The sequence below is a fragment of the Nitratifractor sp. genome, assembly GCF_015487065.1.
Taxonomy (GTDB): domain Bacteria; phylum Campylobacterota; class Campylobacteria; order Campylobacterales; family Sulfurovaceae; genus Nitratifractor.
This window is the reverse complement of record NZ_WFQN01000023.1, coordinates 1-15503: the sequence shown is the minus strand read 5'-3', so window position 1 is coordinate 15503 and position 15503 is coordinate 1. Positions and strand designations below refer to the sequence as shown.

At 53.2% G+C, this 15503-nt stretch carries 16 protein-coding genes and 1 pseudogene; 8 read left to right on the top strand and 9 right to left on the bottom strand.

Annotated features, from left to right (window positions below):
* The 6 genes from F8I07_RS01175 to F8I07_RS01150 all read right to left on the bottom strand — a co-directional run.
* The coding region (locus tag F8I07_RS01175; RefSeq protein WP_292654661.1) for a DnaB-like helicase N-terminal domain-containing protein at window positions 1-509 on the bottom strand (509 nt) is incomplete at its 3' end.
* A gap of 145 nt (window positions 510-654) precedes the next feature.
* Entirely contained in the window at window positions 655-1719 is a 1065-nt protein-coding gene (gene ispG / locus F8I07_RS01170; RefSeq protein WP_292654659.1) for a flavodoxin-dependent (E)-4-hydroxy-3-methylbut-2-enyl-diphosphate synthase, read from the bottom strand.
* Window positions 1720-1813: 94 nt separating this feature from the next.
* The gene (locus F8I07_RS01165) at window positions 1814-2164 is read right to left on the bottom strand and encodes a four helix bundle protein (RefSeq protein ID WP_292654657.1); all 351 of its coding nucleotides are present in this window, start codon (window positions 2162-2164) and stop codon (window positions 1814-1816) included.
* A 118-nt stretch (window positions 2165-2282) separates the two neighbouring features.
* Complete coding sequence (locus tag F8I07_RS01160) at window positions 2283-4166, bottom strand: primosomal protein N' (RefSeq protein ID WP_292654654.1); 1884 nt, start codon at window positions 4164-4166, stop codon at window positions 2283-2285.
* A 77-nt stretch (window positions 4167-4243) separates the two neighbouring features.
* Window positions 4244-4639, bottom strand: a complete 396-nt coding sequence (locus tag F8I07_RS01155; protein WP_292654651.1) for a type II secretion system protein — start codon at window positions 4637-4639, stop codon at window positions 4244-4246.
* Window positions 4640-4654: 15 nt separating this feature from the next.
* The gene (locus F8I07_RS01150; protein ID WP_292654648.1) at window positions 4655-5050 is read right to left on the bottom strand and encodes a prepilin-type N-terminal cleavage/methylation domain-containing protein; all 396 of its coding nucleotides are present in this window, start codon (window positions 5048-5050) and stop codon (window positions 4655-4657) included.
* Window positions 5051-5180: 130 nt separating this feature from the next.
* On the opposite strand from F8I07_RS01150, the gene F8I07_RS01145 reads away from it, so the two are divergent.
* Entirely contained in the window at window positions 5181-6473 is a 1293-nt protein-coding gene (locus F8I07_RS01145) for an O-antigen ligase family protein (RefSeq protein WP_292654646.1), read from the top strand.
* 322 nt (window positions 6474-6795) lie between these two features.
* On the opposite strand, the gene F8I07_RS01140 is transcribed toward F8I07_RS01145, so the two are convergent.
* The gene (locus F8I07_RS01140) at window positions 6796-7218 is read right to left on the bottom strand and encodes a prepilin-type N-terminal cleavage/methylation domain-containing protein (protein ID WP_292654644.1); all 423 of its coding nucleotides are present in this window, start codon (window positions 7216-7218) and stop codon (window positions 6796-6798) included.
* A 180-nt stretch (window positions 7219-7398) separates the two neighbouring features.
* Here F8I07_RS01140 and F8I07_RS01135 point away from each other — a divergent pair, with 180 nt between their 5' ends.
* Both F8I07_RS01135 and F8I07_RS01130 read left to right on the top strand, forming a co-directional pair.
* Window positions 7399-7851, top strand: coding sequence for a type II secretion system protein (locus tag F8I07_RS01135; RefSeq protein WP_292654641.1), 453 nt, complete (start codon window positions 7399-7401; stop codon window positions 7849-7851).
* An 81-nt stretch (window positions 7852-7932) separates the two neighbouring features.
* A complete protein-coding gene (locus F8I07_RS01130) occupies window positions 7933-8832 on the top strand; it encodes a diguanylate cyclase (RefSeq protein WP_292654637.1) in 900 nt (299 codons plus the stop codon).
* 185 nt (window positions 8833-9017) lie between these two features.
* Here F8I07_RS01130 and F8I07_RS01125 read toward each other — a convergent pair whose 3' ends face one another.
* Window positions 9018-9230: a hypothetical protein gene (locus tag F8I07_RS01125; RefSeq protein ID WP_292654634.1), complete on the bottom strand. Its 213-nt coding sequence runs from the start codon at window positions 9228-9230 to the stop codon at window positions 9018-9020.
* Window positions 9231-9359: 129 nt separating this feature from the next.
* The gene (locus tag F8I07_RS01120; RefSeq protein WP_292654632.1) at window positions 9360-9653 is read right to left on the bottom strand and encodes a hypothetical protein; all 294 of its coding nucleotides are present in this window, start codon (window positions 9651-9653) and stop codon (window positions 9360-9362) included.
* A 113-nt stretch (window positions 9654-9766) separates the two neighbouring features.
* On the opposite strand from F8I07_RS01120, the gene F8I07_RS01115 reads away from it, so the two are divergent.
* The 5 genes and pseudogenes from F8I07_RS01115 to F8I07_RS01095 all read left to right on the top strand — a co-directional run.
* Window positions 9767-10120 carry a four helix bundle protein gene (locus F8I07_RS01115; RefSeq protein ID WP_292654629.1) on the top strand — a complete coding sequence of 118 codons (354 nt, stop codon included), beginning with the start codon at window positions 9767-9769 and terminating at the stop codon, window positions 10118-10120.
* 75 nt (window positions 10121-10195) lie between these two features.
* A complete protein-coding gene (gene uvrB / locus F8I07_RS01110; RefSeq protein ID WP_292654626.1) occupies window positions 10196-12163 on the top strand; it encodes an excinuclease ABC subunit UvrB in 1968 nt (655 codons plus the stop codon).
* Window positions 12164-12263: 100 nt separating this feature from the next.
* Window positions 12264-14363: an RNA degradosome polyphosphate kinase gene (locus F8I07_RS01105; RefSeq protein ID WP_292654623.1), complete on the top strand. Its 2100-nt coding sequence runs from the start codon at window positions 12264-12266 to the stop codon at window positions 14361-14363.
* Window positions 14364-14577: 214 nt separating this feature from the next.
* Complete coding sequence (locus F8I07_RS01100) at window positions 14578-15135, top strand: gamma carbonic anhydrase family protein (RefSeq protein WP_292654619.1); 558 nt, start codon at window positions 14578-14580, stop codon at window positions 15133-15135.
* Window positions 15136-15289: 154 nt separating this feature from the next.
* A pseudogene (locus tag F8I07_RS01095) lies at window positions 15290-15503 on the top strand (hypothetical protein); the annotation flags it as partial.

The window sequence follows — 15503 nt, the reverse complement described above, 5'->3', positions numbered from 1 at the left end:
GAGTTGCCCATGGCCTTGAGCCGTTCGATCTCCTGGATCATCGAGACGGTGATCTCCTGGGAGGGGCGGAAATCCTCGCTGACACTCTCCTGGGTGATCTCGTAGAGCTTCTGCTCCACCCGGTCCATCACCTCCATCGCCTCCAGGCTCTCTTCGATGGTGAGCTTTTTGATCTCCGTCGCCAGCGTCACCAGAGAGCGTTTGGCCGCCAGAGCTTTGATCTCTTCGATGTAGGCTTTGGTATCGGTAATGGGGTTGGCGGAGAGCACCTCCACCATCGCCACCTCATCAAACTTCCCGGCCTTCTCCAGCTCCTTACGCAGGAACTCTTCGTCGATAGGCCGTTCGGCCATGGAGAGCCGCTCCATCGCCGCGAAAAGGTGCTGATGAAAGGGGTGATAAAAATCCTCAGGCTTGAGACGAGACGCCACCTCCTCGAAGATCCCCGGATCGAAGATGATCGCCGAAAGTACGGCACGTTCGATATTGAGGTTGTAGAGATTTTCCATCACAAGACTCCTTGTGATGGAAAAAATGAGGAATGAGGAATGAGGAATGAGGAATTAATGTATGTTTTGCTTTGCAAAACTCTCCTTTTCAATAAAAGCTTTTCGATAGAAAAGCATACCTCAATTATTAACTATTAATTATTAATTATTCACTCTGAAGTTGAGCCAACCGCTCAACTTCTTCGACAAACCGGTCCACCAGCTCGGCTTCAGGCAGTCGGGCTACCACCTCTCCTTTGACCATCACCAGGCCGACCCCCTTGCCGTAGGCGATCGCCACATCGGCGTGTTTAGCTTCGCCGATGGCGTTGACTACGCAACCCATGACCGAGACGTTGAGAGGCGTTTTGATGTGGGCGGTGCGCCGCTCCACTTCCGCTACGGCGCTGACCAGGTCCGCTTCGATCCGGCCGCAGGTGGGGCAGGAGATGATATTGAGCCCCTCTTGGGCCCGTCCGGCATCTTTGATAATGGCCCGGCCCACTTCGATCTCCTTCTCCAGCTCTCCGGTGATGGAGACTCGGATCGTATCCCCGATGCCGTCCAGCAACAACGAACCGATCCCGATGGCCGATTTGACCGTAGCGTGAAAGAGGGTCCCCGCTTCCGTCACTCCCAGATGGAAAGGATAGTTGTTCCGGGGGCGCAGCACCCGATAGGCCTCCACGGTGCGTTCCACATCACTGGCTTTAAGCGAAACCTTGATATCGGTAAACCCCAGGTCTTCAAGGTACTTGATGTTGTACTCCGCACTAGCCACCATCCCCTCCGCCGTCGCCCCGTAGCGATCTTCGAACTCCTTCTCCAGACTTCCGGCGTTGACGCCGACCCGGACAGGCAGTTGACGTTCCTGACAAGCCTTGACAATCTCTTTGATCCGGCTCTTCTCTCCGATATTACCGGGGTTGAAGCGGATACAGTCCACCCATTTGGCCGCTTCGAGCGCCAGTCGGTAATTGAAGTGTATATCGGCGACAACGGGTAGATTGACACGGCTGACAATCTCTTTGAGTGCCAGAGCATCCTCCATATCCGGCACCGCCACCCGGACGATATCGCATCCGGCGAAATGGAGCCGATTGATCTGCTCCACCGTCGCCTCCACATCCCGGGTATTGGTAAAGGTCATCGACTGCACCGAAATGGGCGCATCCCCGCCCACAGGCACATCACCGACGTAGATCTTTTTGGTGGGATAACGTTTTGTCATCGGAGGAACTCCGATGACAAAGGTGAATGGTGAATGGTGAATGGTGAATGGTTTCGGAAACGTTGCAATGCAACGTTTTTCATTATTATTCTAGTCATTTAAGTCTCTTTTTGCTGGTATTGATGATACGTGTCAAGATACGAATGATACTCTCAAGCTCTGACAATAGACTGTAGAAAACATCCTCTTCGACATAATTGCTATCATACAGTAATCTCAGCCAGTATCTCGTTTCGTTGGCTTCTTTCAATGCGATTTGGAGTTTGTGGATAAAATCAGGCTTTGATTGGGCATATTGTGCTTCCGCTGCCAGTGCACCGATCGCAGTACCGGAGCGAAGTATCTGTTTTGATAGAACATAATGCTGGTGACGTTGAAGCGCTTCATTCAGCTTCACAATGCGCAATGCAAAGCGATAACTCAACTCTTCAATATTCGTCTGCATTTGCCCCACTCTTATTTCTCACCAATCAAAGATATAAGCTTTTCGCAGAAAAGCATACCAAAACCCTTCACCATTAACCATTAACCATTAACCATTCATCGGGATCCTGTGGAATTTTCTACGAAAATTCCACAGGATCCATGTCGATCTCCACTCCCCGCTCAGCCACGGCGTGCAGTGCCCGCAGCAGGTCGGTGCGTCGGGCCGCCCGCAGCAGGACCGTGTAGCGGTACTTCCCGGCGATCCGTTCCAGCGGGGCCGGGCCGTAGCCGACGATTTCGATCCCCTCGTAACACTTCAGCCTTTCTGCCAATTCCGCGGTTTTGGCCGCCGCAGTATCTTCCTCTTTGCGGGCGATGAGCACCCGGGCCAGATGGGCGAAGGGGGGATAGTTCCCAAGCCGTCGGAACTCCGACTCCTCTTTCAAAAAGGGTTCATAATCGTCCAGCCAGGGGGCGAAGGTCTCGGCCTGAGCGCTCTGGATCAGGATCTTCGCATCCTTGCTCCGTCCGCTGCGTCCCGCGATCTGGTGCAGCAGGGCCACCGCCCGTTCTCTCGCCCGGTAGTCCCCCAAGCCCAGGAGATAGTCCAGTCCCGTGATGACGCTGAGGGTGATGTTGGGGTAGTCGTGGCCTTTGCTGAGCATCTGGGTTCCCACGATCACGTCGCTCTCTCCCGATTCGATCCGTTTGAGGGCCTTCTCCAGCTTGCCCGGGGTGGTGATGGCATCTTTGTCGAACTGCTCGATCCGGATCCCGGGGATCGCCCGTTCGATGATCTCCATCGCCTCCTCGGTACCGATCCGGTCGCTTTTGAGGGGGGTATGGCCGCACTCGGCACAACTCTCCCGGATCGGCTCGGTATAGTTGCAGTGGTGGCAGCGCAGATGGCGCCGACGACGGTGCAGGCTCATTCCCACGGAGCAGTAGGGGCACTGGTGGGTCCGCCCGCAGTTTTCGCACCAGAGATATTTGAAATTGGCCCGGGTCGGGACGAAGACCAGGCTCTGCTCTCCCCAACGATAGTTCTCTTCCAGGGCTTTGAGGATCGGGGCGTTCAGGGTATCACCGCCGACAAAACGATAGGTTTTTTCGGTCTGGATATAGGGCTCTTTGAGGCGAATCACAGGAAAGCGGACATAGCTGGTGACACTGGGAGTGGCGCTGGCCAGCCAGACCTGCGCCCCGATCTTTTGCCCCAGATAGACCGCCAGATCCCGGGCATGATAGCGGGGACGGGTCATCGCTTTGTAGCTATCATCGTGTTCCTCATCCACGATGATAAGCCCCAGATCCTCCAACGGAACAAAAAGCGCCGAACGGGCCCCGGCGACGATGCGGATACGCCCCTCGTAAATCCCCTCAAGTATTTCCTCTTTTTTCTTTTTTCTTAGGCGGGAGTGCCAGAGAGCGACGCGCTCACCGAAATAACGTTTGAGCCGCTTCTCCATCTGAGGGGTCAGAGCGATCTCCGGCATCAGAAGGATGCAGCTTTTACCCTCTGCCAGCTTCTCGGCCATCCGGTGGATATAGAGCTCAGTCTTGCCGGCACCTGTCACACCGAATAGCAGAGCATTCTGCTCTTTATTCAGAGCTTCGTAGGCTTGTTTCTGGGCCGGACTCAGTTGTGGCAATTCTTCAATGGATAGATTTTCGGGAGGATTGTTTCGATTGTCAACCTCTTGATTCTGCAGAAAAGGGAGAAAAAGTCCAATGGATTCTCCGAACGAAGAGAAGTAATACTCGGCGATAAAGCGTGCCGTCTCCATCTGCCAGGGACGATAACAGTAGGGAAGGACTTCCGTGATCGACTGTGTCTCGAACTCAGGCTCCCCGACAGAGCGAAGCACCACCGCCTCTTTGAGGGTTCCTTTCACCGGAACCTTCACCGGCTGACCCGGTTCCAAATCCGATCTATACCGGTAAGTCAGATAGGGTGCGGCGGAACGCAGCAAAGCAATTTCATAATAGACACCCGTAGACGTTTCATGTCCGGATTCCACGGAGGCCCCGGAGTGAAGAGCGTCCCCTCTGCCCCTTCCTTTTCTATCTGTCCGGCTGTTCATTATCCGGAAAATAACTAGAGAGTATCCAACCCGGCAACGTTACAGTTGGTGGCATTGCGATCCAGTTTGTTATTTTGCAGCACAAAGCTACAGCTATGCCCGTTCGGCGCAGTAAATTTCAGGGTGTTCCCACTGGTTGACCATCGTTTATCCAATCCATAATCCAGCAATCCCACCGCCTCCGAAAGCGTCACATTGGTGAAATTTCCCTCCAGAATCCGCTTTTGCCGTTCCATGCTGATTGCCGAACGCAAGGCTCCGACTGTCGTTCTGGCCTTGGTGATGATGGCATCATCCCGGGTTGCAGCGAATTTCGGAATAGCAATCGCTGACAAAATCCCCACCACCACAATTACAAAAACCAGTTCAATCATCGTAAAACCGCTTCTCCATATTTCTCTTTTTGCCATTGTCTTCCCTCTCTTTTAATAACTTACAACATTTCCGCCGATGGTCACCCCTGCCGCCGCACCTGTCAGATGATTACTTTCCGCCATCTTTTGAGCCAGGGTACAATAATCCTTGCCATTGTCCCTCCCCCCGGCGGTGATATTGATGGATATTTTACGCTCTCCCGTAGTCTCTTCCGAGATATTGACATCAAAACATCTGAGCTGAACATTGCTGTAGTTGCCGTCGACAATACCGGTTCCCATATAGTGCGTGGCGATATCCTCGATGTAGTTGGAGAGGTTTTGCACCTCCTGAGTAGCACGGGCATCGACCCGTGTCGCCGCAAGTTTGGGGATGGCGATGGCCGCCAGAATCCCAATGATGACAATCGCAAAGATCAGTTCGATCATCGTAAATCCGCTTCGCATACACCCTCTTTCTGACTCTGTAAACCCAATCTGTTCTCTTCCTTCCGCAATCATACATTTACTATTATGATTAATATTTTATCGTAGTTTTTGTATAGTCTGGCTCTCATTGCAGGAGAAAGGAGAAGCGATGCCGGAACGACAGGAGGAAACCGAAACGTCGACATGGCAGGATCAACTGCTCACACTCCTTCTTACCGCAATGATTATGATCGTAGGGCTGGCGGCGGGTCCGGCGAATAATGATCTTCAATACTGGTATACCCTGAGCCGCTATACCTTCTGGATGGAAACAGCTTTCATTGTGCTCTATTCTTTTCTGGGGCGATCACCCCTGCGTATCCTCTCCGATTATTGGAGGAGAGACGCTCGGGTCTTCGGGGTCATCCTCTTGTGGATGATCACCCTGCTGCTTTCTTATCTCTTCTCCGACTACTATACACCGGAGAACATCCTAGCACAGATGCGGGTCGAAGAGACGTTGGGACATGTTCTATTTTTCGCCGTACTTCTTGATGCCCTTTCGCACTACCGGATCAAGGTCCGTTGGCTGATCGGTGCTGTGATCTTCTCCTCCTTCCTCGTTTTTCTCTATTTTTTTATCGCACTGGTCAAGCTCCACTTCTCCACTATCGGCTGGCTTCCCGAGATCCCGCTGTGGCACGGATGGGCAATCAACGGAAACATTCGGCGGATAGGCTACGAGATGGAAACGGCCGTCTTGGCCACCATTCCCTTTTGGATCATAGGGCGACGAAAGCTTTTCTGGGGGTTCCTGGCTCTCATGATGCTCTGGTTGATCTTCTGGCTGGGAGGAAGGGCATCGGTTCTGGGAATTCTGGTCGGGATTCTCTCTATGGGCTTTTTTATCGGATGGCGCAAAACACTTTCTCTGGCAGGATTTTATCTGCTGCTCTTCGTCTCGATCAGCATCATCAATCTGAAAATCTCGGCTAAAAATGCAAACTATACCCCGGTAAAAGTTCAACAGACCCTCCATGCCCGTTCCCTCCACCAGTTCAGTTCGGGGAGGGATGATGTTTGGCGCCTGCTCTGGCGTGAAGTGCAAAAGAGCCCGTTGATCGGCAACGGTCCCCAAAGCTACTTTTTCTATCCCGGACGAAGTCCGTCAATCATCCATGCCCACAACTTTCTTCTTCAGTTTCTCGGAGAATGGGGGATCATCGGAGCGGGGCTCTTTCTCTATCTGATTGTTCTCGCCTGCAAAAGCGGTTTCAAAAATCTCTCGATACAGACGAAGCAAAACTCGCTCTCGGCAGTACATCTGGCTGGATGGACTATGGTCCTGGGATTGACAGCCACCGCCCTTTTCGGCGGGATCTACTTTTTTACCCAGAGTTCTTTTTTTCTGGCACTGGCTTATGCGTTTTGTCTCGCTCCGAGCAGCGAAAAAGAGAATTAGCCCGAATTCTCCGAAACCTATCATTCCAAATTTTGCAGTAGAAAGTGCGTCTGATGTGTCTTCCATACCGCCTATGATCGATGCAGATGGCGGGCTGGCTAATGCAAATTTGGGTTTATGCACTTTTATCTAGACTACAAATGGTGGACCAAAGTAATGAGAGAGATTCTCCAAATGCCTGAATCTGATCACTGGAAACCATTAAAGCCGTACAAGGGAAAATACCTTAGCAGATAAAGAGAAAATTGAAGTATAAAAAAGGAAATTTTTGAAAGATCCGACCGGACCTTGCCGGACCGATCAGGATGGATAAAGCAGTAGCTTAGAAAGAGACGTGAGAGCCACCGAAGCTATGCAAATATCCAGAAGCGTTGGAGAGGTTTTGATCCTGTGCCATGGTTTGAGCGTTCTTACACCATGTCGCAGTGTTTGTTGTCAGGCTGGTTACCGTGATATTTCCATCGGTTGTTGTCTGACCTGTTGTCACACTTCCGCTTGCAAGAGGATCGACCTTGAAACAGCCTTCCTTGGCAACTTGCGTACAGGATGCTGTTCCGTTGTCTTCTACACCCCGTGCAGTATAACCAGCACCGATATCAGATACACAGGTAGCCAGGTTCTGTACCGCTTTGACAGCTTTCGCGTCATCCCGGGTCGCTGCCAGTTTGGGGATGGCTACAGCTGCCAAGATTCCGATAATTACGATCACGAAGATCAATTCAATCATAGTAAAACCGCGTCTCATAGAGAACTCCTTAAAAAATCAATTCGAGTGAGGGTAAAATCCACACTACATCAGTAGTATAATCAATTCTTCCTTAAAAAACTATTTGGGAGAAGAATTCATATTTCTTTTATTTCTATGCTTTTATTTAAGTTTATATTCGTTATAAATATTATGATCAAAGAAAAAGGCAGGAGAAAGATGAAGAGTGCTTTTTCTCAGATAGAATTGATTTTTGTTATCCTGATAATAGGGATTTTGGCAGCGACAGCTTTCCCGAAACTCGCCGCGACGAGAGATGACGCCAAGATGTCGACTATTGCCCACAATACGATGGTTGCGGCGACAGACATCGCATCCTATGCCGTCGCCAAAGGGCAAACAGAGACGGATCTGAGTCGTATGTCCGACGCCATAGCCACGATGGTCAATCACGGGGTGGCTTCTCAGGTGGCCGGCACGCCGACGCTGAATATCCATTGGGGGGGCGTCAATAACTGCCTCGTTTTAAAAATCGAGGGACAGAATACTCCAACCGAAACTCTGGTATTGGAAACCAACGGAAGCAGCAGCGATGAATGCGATCGATTGCGTAGCCTGATTGATAGCGGCCGTTTTCCTATCCCGCTGCACGGAAGCAGACTCAGCCTATAACAAAGGAAAAGAATGGACTCCATTAAAAAACTTTGGTCAATTTATCGAGTAACATGGGTACTTTATGTCGGTATCCTTCTGATGCCGATCGGTATGTATATCGTCTATCACCAGATGGGAAATTTTGTCTCATGTGAGAAGGTCGTGCGGGATACGGCACGCAGTGGAGGAGACATGCTGGAGATGGCGCTGACCCCCGACTCCCAGAGACAGAAGATACTGATTCAACGTATTGATCGTACGCTCAAGGATGACCGATCCTGGTTTGTCCAAAACGATGGCAGCCCCTATTATGTAGGGAATTCGACTCCCCTGAAAGATTATGAATCGCTATTGCAATGTTGGAAAGATCTGAAGCAATCTCCCAGCCGGGAGAAAGCTTTGCAGTGTTGGACGGAGGCTCGATCGTTGACCTTTGCCGTCGAGCGGCTCAACACGCTTACCTTCACTTCGATCCGAAACAAGATGTTCCTGACGATGATCCTGAGTGTCATCCTCCTGCTCCTCTTGGTCTATGTCGTCCGTTACTATATGTATCATCAGGTCTGCAAAGGAATTGTCCACAGTCCGGAGGAGGGGCTGCATGACCGGGAGTATTGTCGCTTGAGTCTGACCCAGCTTTGTGCCCAAGCGGAGCGAAGCGAACGCCCCCTCTCAACCACGCGTATCGATGTCAAAAAAATACCGGGACACCGTGTCGAAGTTTATGCCAAGATCCTCACAAAACTCGGCGACGTCCTCAAGGAGACGACGCGGCTCAGTGATGTGGTTTGTCGCATTCAGGACGATACCTTTTTCATCCTCATGCCCAATACCGACCAGGAAGGGGCGGAGATGGCGGTCAAGCGCATCCATACATTGCTAAACAAACGTTTTGAAAAAGAGAAAGACAAAATAGAGATCGAGGTGGGATCTTTCACGTTAAAAGAGGGAGAAAAGTGTAACGATTTCTGGAAACGGAGTATCAAACGCCACGCCTAAAAGAACCGGATACTTCACGGCTCTTTGAATCGCTCTCCTGAAATTTCCGTCATTCCGAGCCTAACCCAGGATCCAACAGTGGATCCTCAAGTTCAGGATAACGAGGAAAAGATTATTTTTAGGAATTTTCAAAAGTCATAACGTCACAGATTTTAAATCAAGTTCAAAATGACAAAACGCCGCCCTTACTCCTCTATAATTCCTTCGATCTCTTTTTCATAGTTGTAGTTCTGGGCCGCCAAACGAAGATAGGCGAGGAAGAGCTTCTCCGCGGCATTATCCCGATTGCTGTGGATGTCGGACTCCTCCAGCAGTTTCTCCACATGGGCGGCGAACTCGTCGTCGAGATTTTTGGCTTTGAAACGGATGCCGTTGATGGTCAGGGCGAGGTCTCTCATTGTTTTCCTTCGGAAAAAATTAATAGTTAATAATTAATAGTTAATAATTTTTGTAAGCGTTGCAGGGCAACGCCATCCAAAATCATTCACCATTCACCATTCATCATTCACCTGTTGGAATAGCACCCGCTATTCCAGCAGAGCCTCGACCTTGGCGATGATCGCTTCGATCTCGGCGTCCTTGGTCTCCAGTTCGGCCCGGAGGGCGGCGATGGTCTCCTCTTTGGCCTCGAGCTGACTCGCCAGAGCAGCGGTCTCTCCCCGCAGCGTCTCTAGCTCCTGGCTGCTTCCTTCCTGACACGCCTGCAGCTGGGTTGTCAGGTCTTTGTTGGCATTGCGCAGGGCCTCCGCTTCTGCCTCCAGTTCGGCGATCCGGCTTTTCCACCCTTCGACTTTTTCTTTCAATCTGTCCAGTGCACTCATAGAAATCCTTTTCAGTTAATAATTAATAGTTAACAATTAATAGTTATGGTAAGCGTTGCTGAAGCAACGCTATTTGTTATAATAGCGAAAAGCTGGTTGGATGGAGTTTTGAAATGGCCGGGGAAAATCCACTGCAGGAGAAGAGTTATGCTTTTGCGGTGCGCATTGTCCGGTTAAGCCAATTCTTACATGCCGAAAAGAAAGAATATGTCCTTAGCCGGCAAGTCCTGCGGAGTGGCACAGCCATAGGAGCCTTGGTCAGCGAAGCGAAATATGCCCAATCCCGGGCAGATTTTGTCAACAAGCTTCAAATCGCTATCAAAGAAGCAAACGAAACCCATTATTGGCTTCGACTGCTGAAGGATACCGGATACATTGAACGTGGAGCCTACGAAAGCATGGAAAAAGATAATCTCGAATCGCTCAGGCTCCTAACCTCCATCATCAACTCAACAAAAAAACAATGAGAAGCGATTCAAAGAATCGCCAAGCAAAATTATTAACTGTTAATTATTAACTATTAATTCTTCCAAAGGAAACCCTTGTTCAAAGTCAAAGCCCCCTACGCTCCCGCCGGGGATCAACCCGAAGCCATCGAAAAACTCAGCGCCTCCATCGAGGCGGGCAACCGCTACCAGACACTGCTGGGCGTCACCGGGTCGGGCAAGACCCACACCATGGCCCGCATCATCGAAAAGACCCAACGCCCCACGCTGATCATGACCCACAACAAAACCCTGGCAGCCCAGCTCTACAGCGAATTCAGAAGCTTCTTCCCCAACAACCATGTCGAATACTTCATCAGCTACTACGACTACTACCAGCCCGAAGCCTACATCCCCCGTCAGGATCTCTTCATCGAAAAGGACAGCTCCATCAACGCCGAGCTGGAGCGGCTGCGTCTGAGTGCCACGGCGAGCCTGCTCAGCCACGACGACGTGATCGTCATTGCCTCCGTCAGCGCCAACTACGGCCTGGGAAGCCCCGAAGAGTACCGCAGCATCGTCCAGAAGATCGTCGTGGGTGAGGAGTACAATCAGCGGGAACTTCTGCTCAAATTCGTGGAGATGGGCTACCGGCGCAACGACGACTTTTTCGACCGGGGGGATTTCCGCGTGGGCGGCGAAGTGATCGACATCTACCCCGCCTACAGCGAAGAGCTGGCCTACCGGATCGAATTTTTCGGGGACGAGGTGGAGAGCATCCACAGTTTCGACGCCCTCACCGGTGAAAAGGTGGCCGAGCTCAAAGAGTTCACCCTCTACAGCGCCAACCAGTTCATCGTGGGCCAGGAGAAAATGGCCCACGCCATCAAGAGCATCGAAGAGGAGCTGGCGGAGCGGTTGAAGTTCTACGAGCGGGAGGGGCGGATGGTGGAGTACAACCGCCTCAAACAGCGCACCGAGTTCGACCTGGAGATGATGGAGACCACCGGGGTCTGCAAAGGGATCGAAAACTACTCCCGCCACCTGACAGGCAAAAAACCGGGCGAGACCCCCTACTCGCTGCTGGACTACTTCGAAGCGATGCACAAGGATTACCTGGTGATCGTGGACGAATCCCACGTGAGCCTGCCGCAGTTTCGGGGAATGTATGCCGGCGACCGGAGCCGCAAGGAGGTGCTGGTCGAGTACGGCTTCCGGCTGCCGAGCGCTCTGGACAACCGGCCGCTGAAATTCGAAGAGTATATCGACAAGGCCCCCCACTATCTCTTTGTCTCCGCCACGCCGGGCGAGTGGGAGATGGAACACTCCGCCGTCGTCGCCGAGCAGGTGGTGCGCCCCACGGGGCTCCTGGATCCCGAGATCGAGGTGCGTGACAGCGAGAACCAGGTGGCCGACCTCCACGACCGGATCAAGGAGGTCGTCGAGCGGGGCGAGCGGGTCCTGGTGACGGTGCTCACTAAAAAGATGGCCGAGGAGCTCACCACCTACTACAACGACCTGGGCCTGCGGGTGAAATATATGCATTCGGATCTGGACGCCATCGAACGCAACCAGATCATCCGCAGCCTTCGCCTGGGGGAGTTCGACGTGCTGGTGGGGATCAACCTCCTGCGGGAGGGGCTGGACCTGCCCGAGGTGAGCCTGGTGGCGATCCTGGATGCCGACAAAGAGGGCTTCCTGCGTAGCGAAACCGCCCTGATCCAGACCGCCGGACGCGCCGCGAGGAACGTCCACGGCCGGGTCCTGATGTACGCCAAAAAGATCACCCCCTCCATGCAGGCCTGTATCGAGACCACCCAGGCCCGACGGCAGAAGCAGATCGAATACAACCGACGCCACGGCATCACCCCCCAGACCACCGTCCGGGAACTCGACACCGATCTCAAAGTCGCCGAGCCCGGTGAACTCTACAACCGCCACAGCAAAATGGACAAAATGCCCAAAGCCGAACGCCAACGGATCATCAAAGAACTCAAGGCCAAAATGCTCGAAGCGGCGAAGAAACTGGAGTTCGAAGAGGCGGCGAGACTCAGGGACGAGATTGCAAAAATCAAAAAGCTTTGATTTTCACAATCTCTCAATAAGCAATGCAAACCGAAACTATTAACTATTAATTATTAACTATTAACTATAATCCTCTCAATTCAATTGAGAGGATTATCCCATGGATCTCAAAGACCCTTCCCTCTACATCAACCGCGAGCTCTCCTGGCTCCAGTTCAACACCCGGGTCCTGGCTCAGACCCGCAAAGGGGAGCTGCCCCCTCTCGAGCGGCTCAAATTCATCGCTATCTACGGGACCAACCTGGACGAATTTTATATGGTCCGAGTCGCCGGACTCATCTCCCTCTACAAAGCCGGCATCCAGGAGACCGGCCCCGACCGGCTCACCCCCGCCGAGCAGCTGGCGGCGATCCGGGAGTATCTGCATACCGAGAAGCAGGAGCTCGAAACGCGTTACAACACCATCACTGCGGAACTCGAGAATGAAGGCGTCCGCATCCGCCCCTTTGCCGAGCTGGATCCCTCGCTCCAGGAGAAGCTTCGGGAGATCTTTTACGAAGAGATCTATCCCGTCATCATCCCCATCGCCATCGACGCCACCCACCCCTTCCCCCACCTCAACAACCTCAGCTTCGGCCTGGCGGTCAAGCTCCAGGACCGGGAGGGGAATATCAAGCACGGGCTGGTACGCATCCCAAGGCTTCTCCCCCGCTTCCTCAAAGCCGATCACACCTTTGTCCCCATCGAGAGCCTCGTGGAACATTTCATCGGAGATCTTTTCCCCGGCTACAGCGAGATCGCCAGCACCCCCTTCCGGGTCACCCGCAATGCCGACCTGGCCATCGAAGAGGAGGAGGCGGACGACTTCCTGGAGATGATGGAGGAGGGGCTGCGCAGCCGTAACAAGGGGCAGATCGTCCGACTGGAACTCACCGGCGATGCCGATGCGGACCTGGTGGAGTTTCTCAACAGCCACCTTCATGTCGAGACCGGAGATATCTACTACTACCGCTCCATTCCCCTCAACCTGGGGGCCCTCTGGCAGATCGTCGGCGAGAAGTCCCTGGCCCATCTCCTGCTCCCGGGCTACACTCCCAAAACTCTGCCCCCTTTCGACAAGGAAGAGATTTTCAGCGCCATCGAGCAGCAGGACAGTCTCCTCTACCACCCCTACGAAAGCTTCGAGCCGGTGGTCAAATTCATCCAGCAAGCCGCCGCCGATCCCGAGACCCTGGCGATCCGCATGACCCTCTACCGGGTCGGGACCAAATCTCCCATCGTCAAAGCGCTCATCGACGCGGCCCAGGACGGCAAACAGGTCACGGTCCTGGTGGAGCTCAAAGCCCGTTTCGACGAGGAGAACAACCTCCGATGGGCCAAGCGTCTGGAGGAGGCGGGGGCCCACGTCGTCTACGGGATCCCCGGCCTCAAGGTCCACGCCAAGATCGCCCAGGTCCTCAAACGCCGAAACGGACAGCTCAAGAGCTACCTCCACCTGGCCACCGGCAACTACAACCCCGGCACCGCCAAAATCTATACCGATATCAGCTACTTCACCGCCCGCAAGGATTTCAACAGCGACGCCACCCGTTTCTTCCACTTTCTCACCGGCTTCTCCGCCTACGCCAAGCTCCAGGCTCTCTATATGTCCCCGCTGCAGATCAAGCAGAAGCTGCTCAAACTGATCGAGCAGGAGGCGGCCCATGGCAGCGAGGGGCATATGATCCTCAAGGCCAACTCCCTGGCCCATCCCGAGATCATCCGGGCGCTCTACAAGGCGAGCCAAAAGGGGTGCAAGATCGACCTGATCATCCGGGGAATCTGCTGTCTCCGCCCCGGAGTGGCAGGGGTTAGCGACAACATCACTGTCTCCTCCATCATCGGCAAATACCTGGAGCATCCGCGGATCTACTGGTTCAAACACGACGAACCGGGCTGCTACATCTCCAGCGCCGATCTGATGCCCCGGAACCTGGACCGGCGCATCGAACTGATGACCCCGATCTTCGAAGAGAATCTGGCCGAACGGATCGAACAGATCCTGAGCCTCCAGCTGGCGGACAACCAGCTCCGCTGGATCCTCCAAAGCGACGGAAACTACGCCGAAGTCCGCCCCCGGGAAGGCGAACGCCCCGTCAACTCCCAGGAGCTCCTGGAGAAGTATGTCAACAAACTCTACGACCGGACCCGCAAGCACGACAGCAGCAAGGGCAGCAACTACGTCAAACGGCTGGCGGAAAAGCTTTTGAAAGAGAGTTGACATAACTAGTAACAAGGAACGAGTAACGAGTAGCTGGAAGTTTTGGGGCGTCGCTTCGCGACACGCATTTTTGGAAGCGGGAATTCATTCCCGCAAAAGAGAGGAGGTCATTTTGCACGTTAACTTGCAGGCGATTGGGCAAACCTGCCTCAATGACCATAAATGACTACCAAATGACTGGGCGTAGCCCAAAATAACTTTCCAAGGAGAAACAATGCCGCGAATCCTGAACTACCAGGGCCTCTCCCCCAACTTGGCAAAAGGCAGCTGGATCGCTCCCGGTGCGACCGTCATCGGTGACGTAGAGCTGGGAGAGGACTCCTCCGTCTGGTTCGGCTGCGTGATACGCGGTGATGTGCATCATATCCGCATCGGGGACCGCACCAATATCCAGGATCTGAGCATGATCCATGTCACCCACTACAAACAGCCCGACAAAAGCGACGGGCATCCCACCATCATCGGTAACGATGTCACGGTAGGCCACCGGGTAATGCTGCATGGTTGCACCGTCGAAGACGCCTGCCTCATCGGCATGAGCGCCACGATCCTGGACGGCGCCGTCATCGGCCGGGAGTCCATCGTCGGCGCCGGGGCCCTGGTCACCGGCGGCAAAGTCTTCCCGCCCCGTTCCCTGATCCTGGGCTCCCCCGCCAAGGTGGTCCGTCAGCTCACCGATGAGGAGGTGGCGGAACTCTACGCCTCGGCGAAACGGTATGTAGCGTTTATGAAGAACTACAGGGATAGTGAGGAACCAGCAACTAAGATGTAGGGTGGCGCCCTTCGGGCCCACCGAATAAAATTTTTGATTGACGGAAACGATAAAATGATAGTCTAAGACCTTCGGATCTTGGAGAAGGTGGGTTCATAGAGCCCACCCTACCCCTACTATTCACTCTCAACTATTAACTCAAAAGAGGATTACTATGAGCTTCACACAGATTATCACACGAACGTTCCGCGACATCCTGAGTCCTTCGGTTCTGGGGTTCATCCTCAAGGTGGGGCTGGGGTCCTTCCTCTTCTGGATCGTCGTTTTGTGGCTCTTCTGGAACCCCTTCGAACACTTCGTTGCCTCCTATCTGCAGATGATCCCCTGGATCGGCCACTATGCCTGGTTTCAGGCCACGGGGGCTCTGT

Bases quoted from the DNA above. Each gene is read 5' to 3' on its own strand.
- ispG (WP_292654659.1), bottom strand. From the start codon at position 1,719: ATGACAAAACGTTATCCCACCAAAAAGATCTACGTCGGTGATGTGCCT.
- F8I07_RS01165 (WP_292654657.1), bottom strand. From the start codon at position 2,164: ATGCAGACGAATATTGAAGAGTTGAGTTATCGCTTTGCATTGCGCATT.
- F8I07_RS01155 (WP_292654651.1), bottom strand. From the start codon at position 4,639: ATGGCAAAAAGAGAAATATGGAGAAGCGGTTTTACGATGATTGAACTG.
- F8I07_RS01150 (WP_292654648.1), bottom strand. From the start codon at position 5,050: ATGCGAAGCGGATTTACGATGATCGAACTGATCTTTGCGATTGTCATC.
- F8I07_RS01145 (WP_292654646.1), top strand. From the start codon at position 5,181: ATGCCGGAACGACAGGAGGAAACCGAAACGTCGACATGGCAGGATCAA.
- F8I07_RS01140 (WP_292654644.1), bottom strand. From the start codon at position 7,218: ATGAGACGCGGTTTTACTATGATTGAATTGATCTTCGTGATCGTAATT.
- F8I07_RS01135 (WP_292654641.1), top strand. From the start codon at position 7,399: ATGAAGAGTGCTTTTTCTCAGATAGAATTGATTTTTGTTATCCTGATA.
- F8I07_RS01130 (WP_292654637.1), top strand. From the start codon at position 7,933: ATGCCGATCGGTATGTATATCGTCTATCACCAGATGGGAAATTTTGTC.
- F8I07_RS01125 (WP_292654634.1), bottom strand. From the start codon at position 9,230: ATGAGAGACCTCGCCCTGACCATCAACGGCATCCGTTTCAAAGCCAAA.
- F8I07_RS01120 (WP_292654632.1), bottom strand. From the start codon at position 9,653: ATGAGTGCACTGGACAGATTGAAAGAAAAAGTCGAAGGGTGGAAAAGC.
- F8I07_RS01115 (WP_292654629.1), top strand. From the start codon at position 9,767: ATGGCCGGGGAAAATCCACTGCAGGAGAAGAGTTATGCTTTTGCGGTG.
- F8I07_RS01105 (WP_292654623.1), top strand. From the start codon at position 12,264: ATGGATCTCAAAGACCCTTCCCTCTACATCAACCGCGAGCTCTCCTGG.
- F8I07_RS01100 (WP_292654619.1), top strand. From the start codon at position 14,578: ATGCCGCGAATCCTGAACTACCAGGGCCTCTCCCCCAACTTGGCAAAA.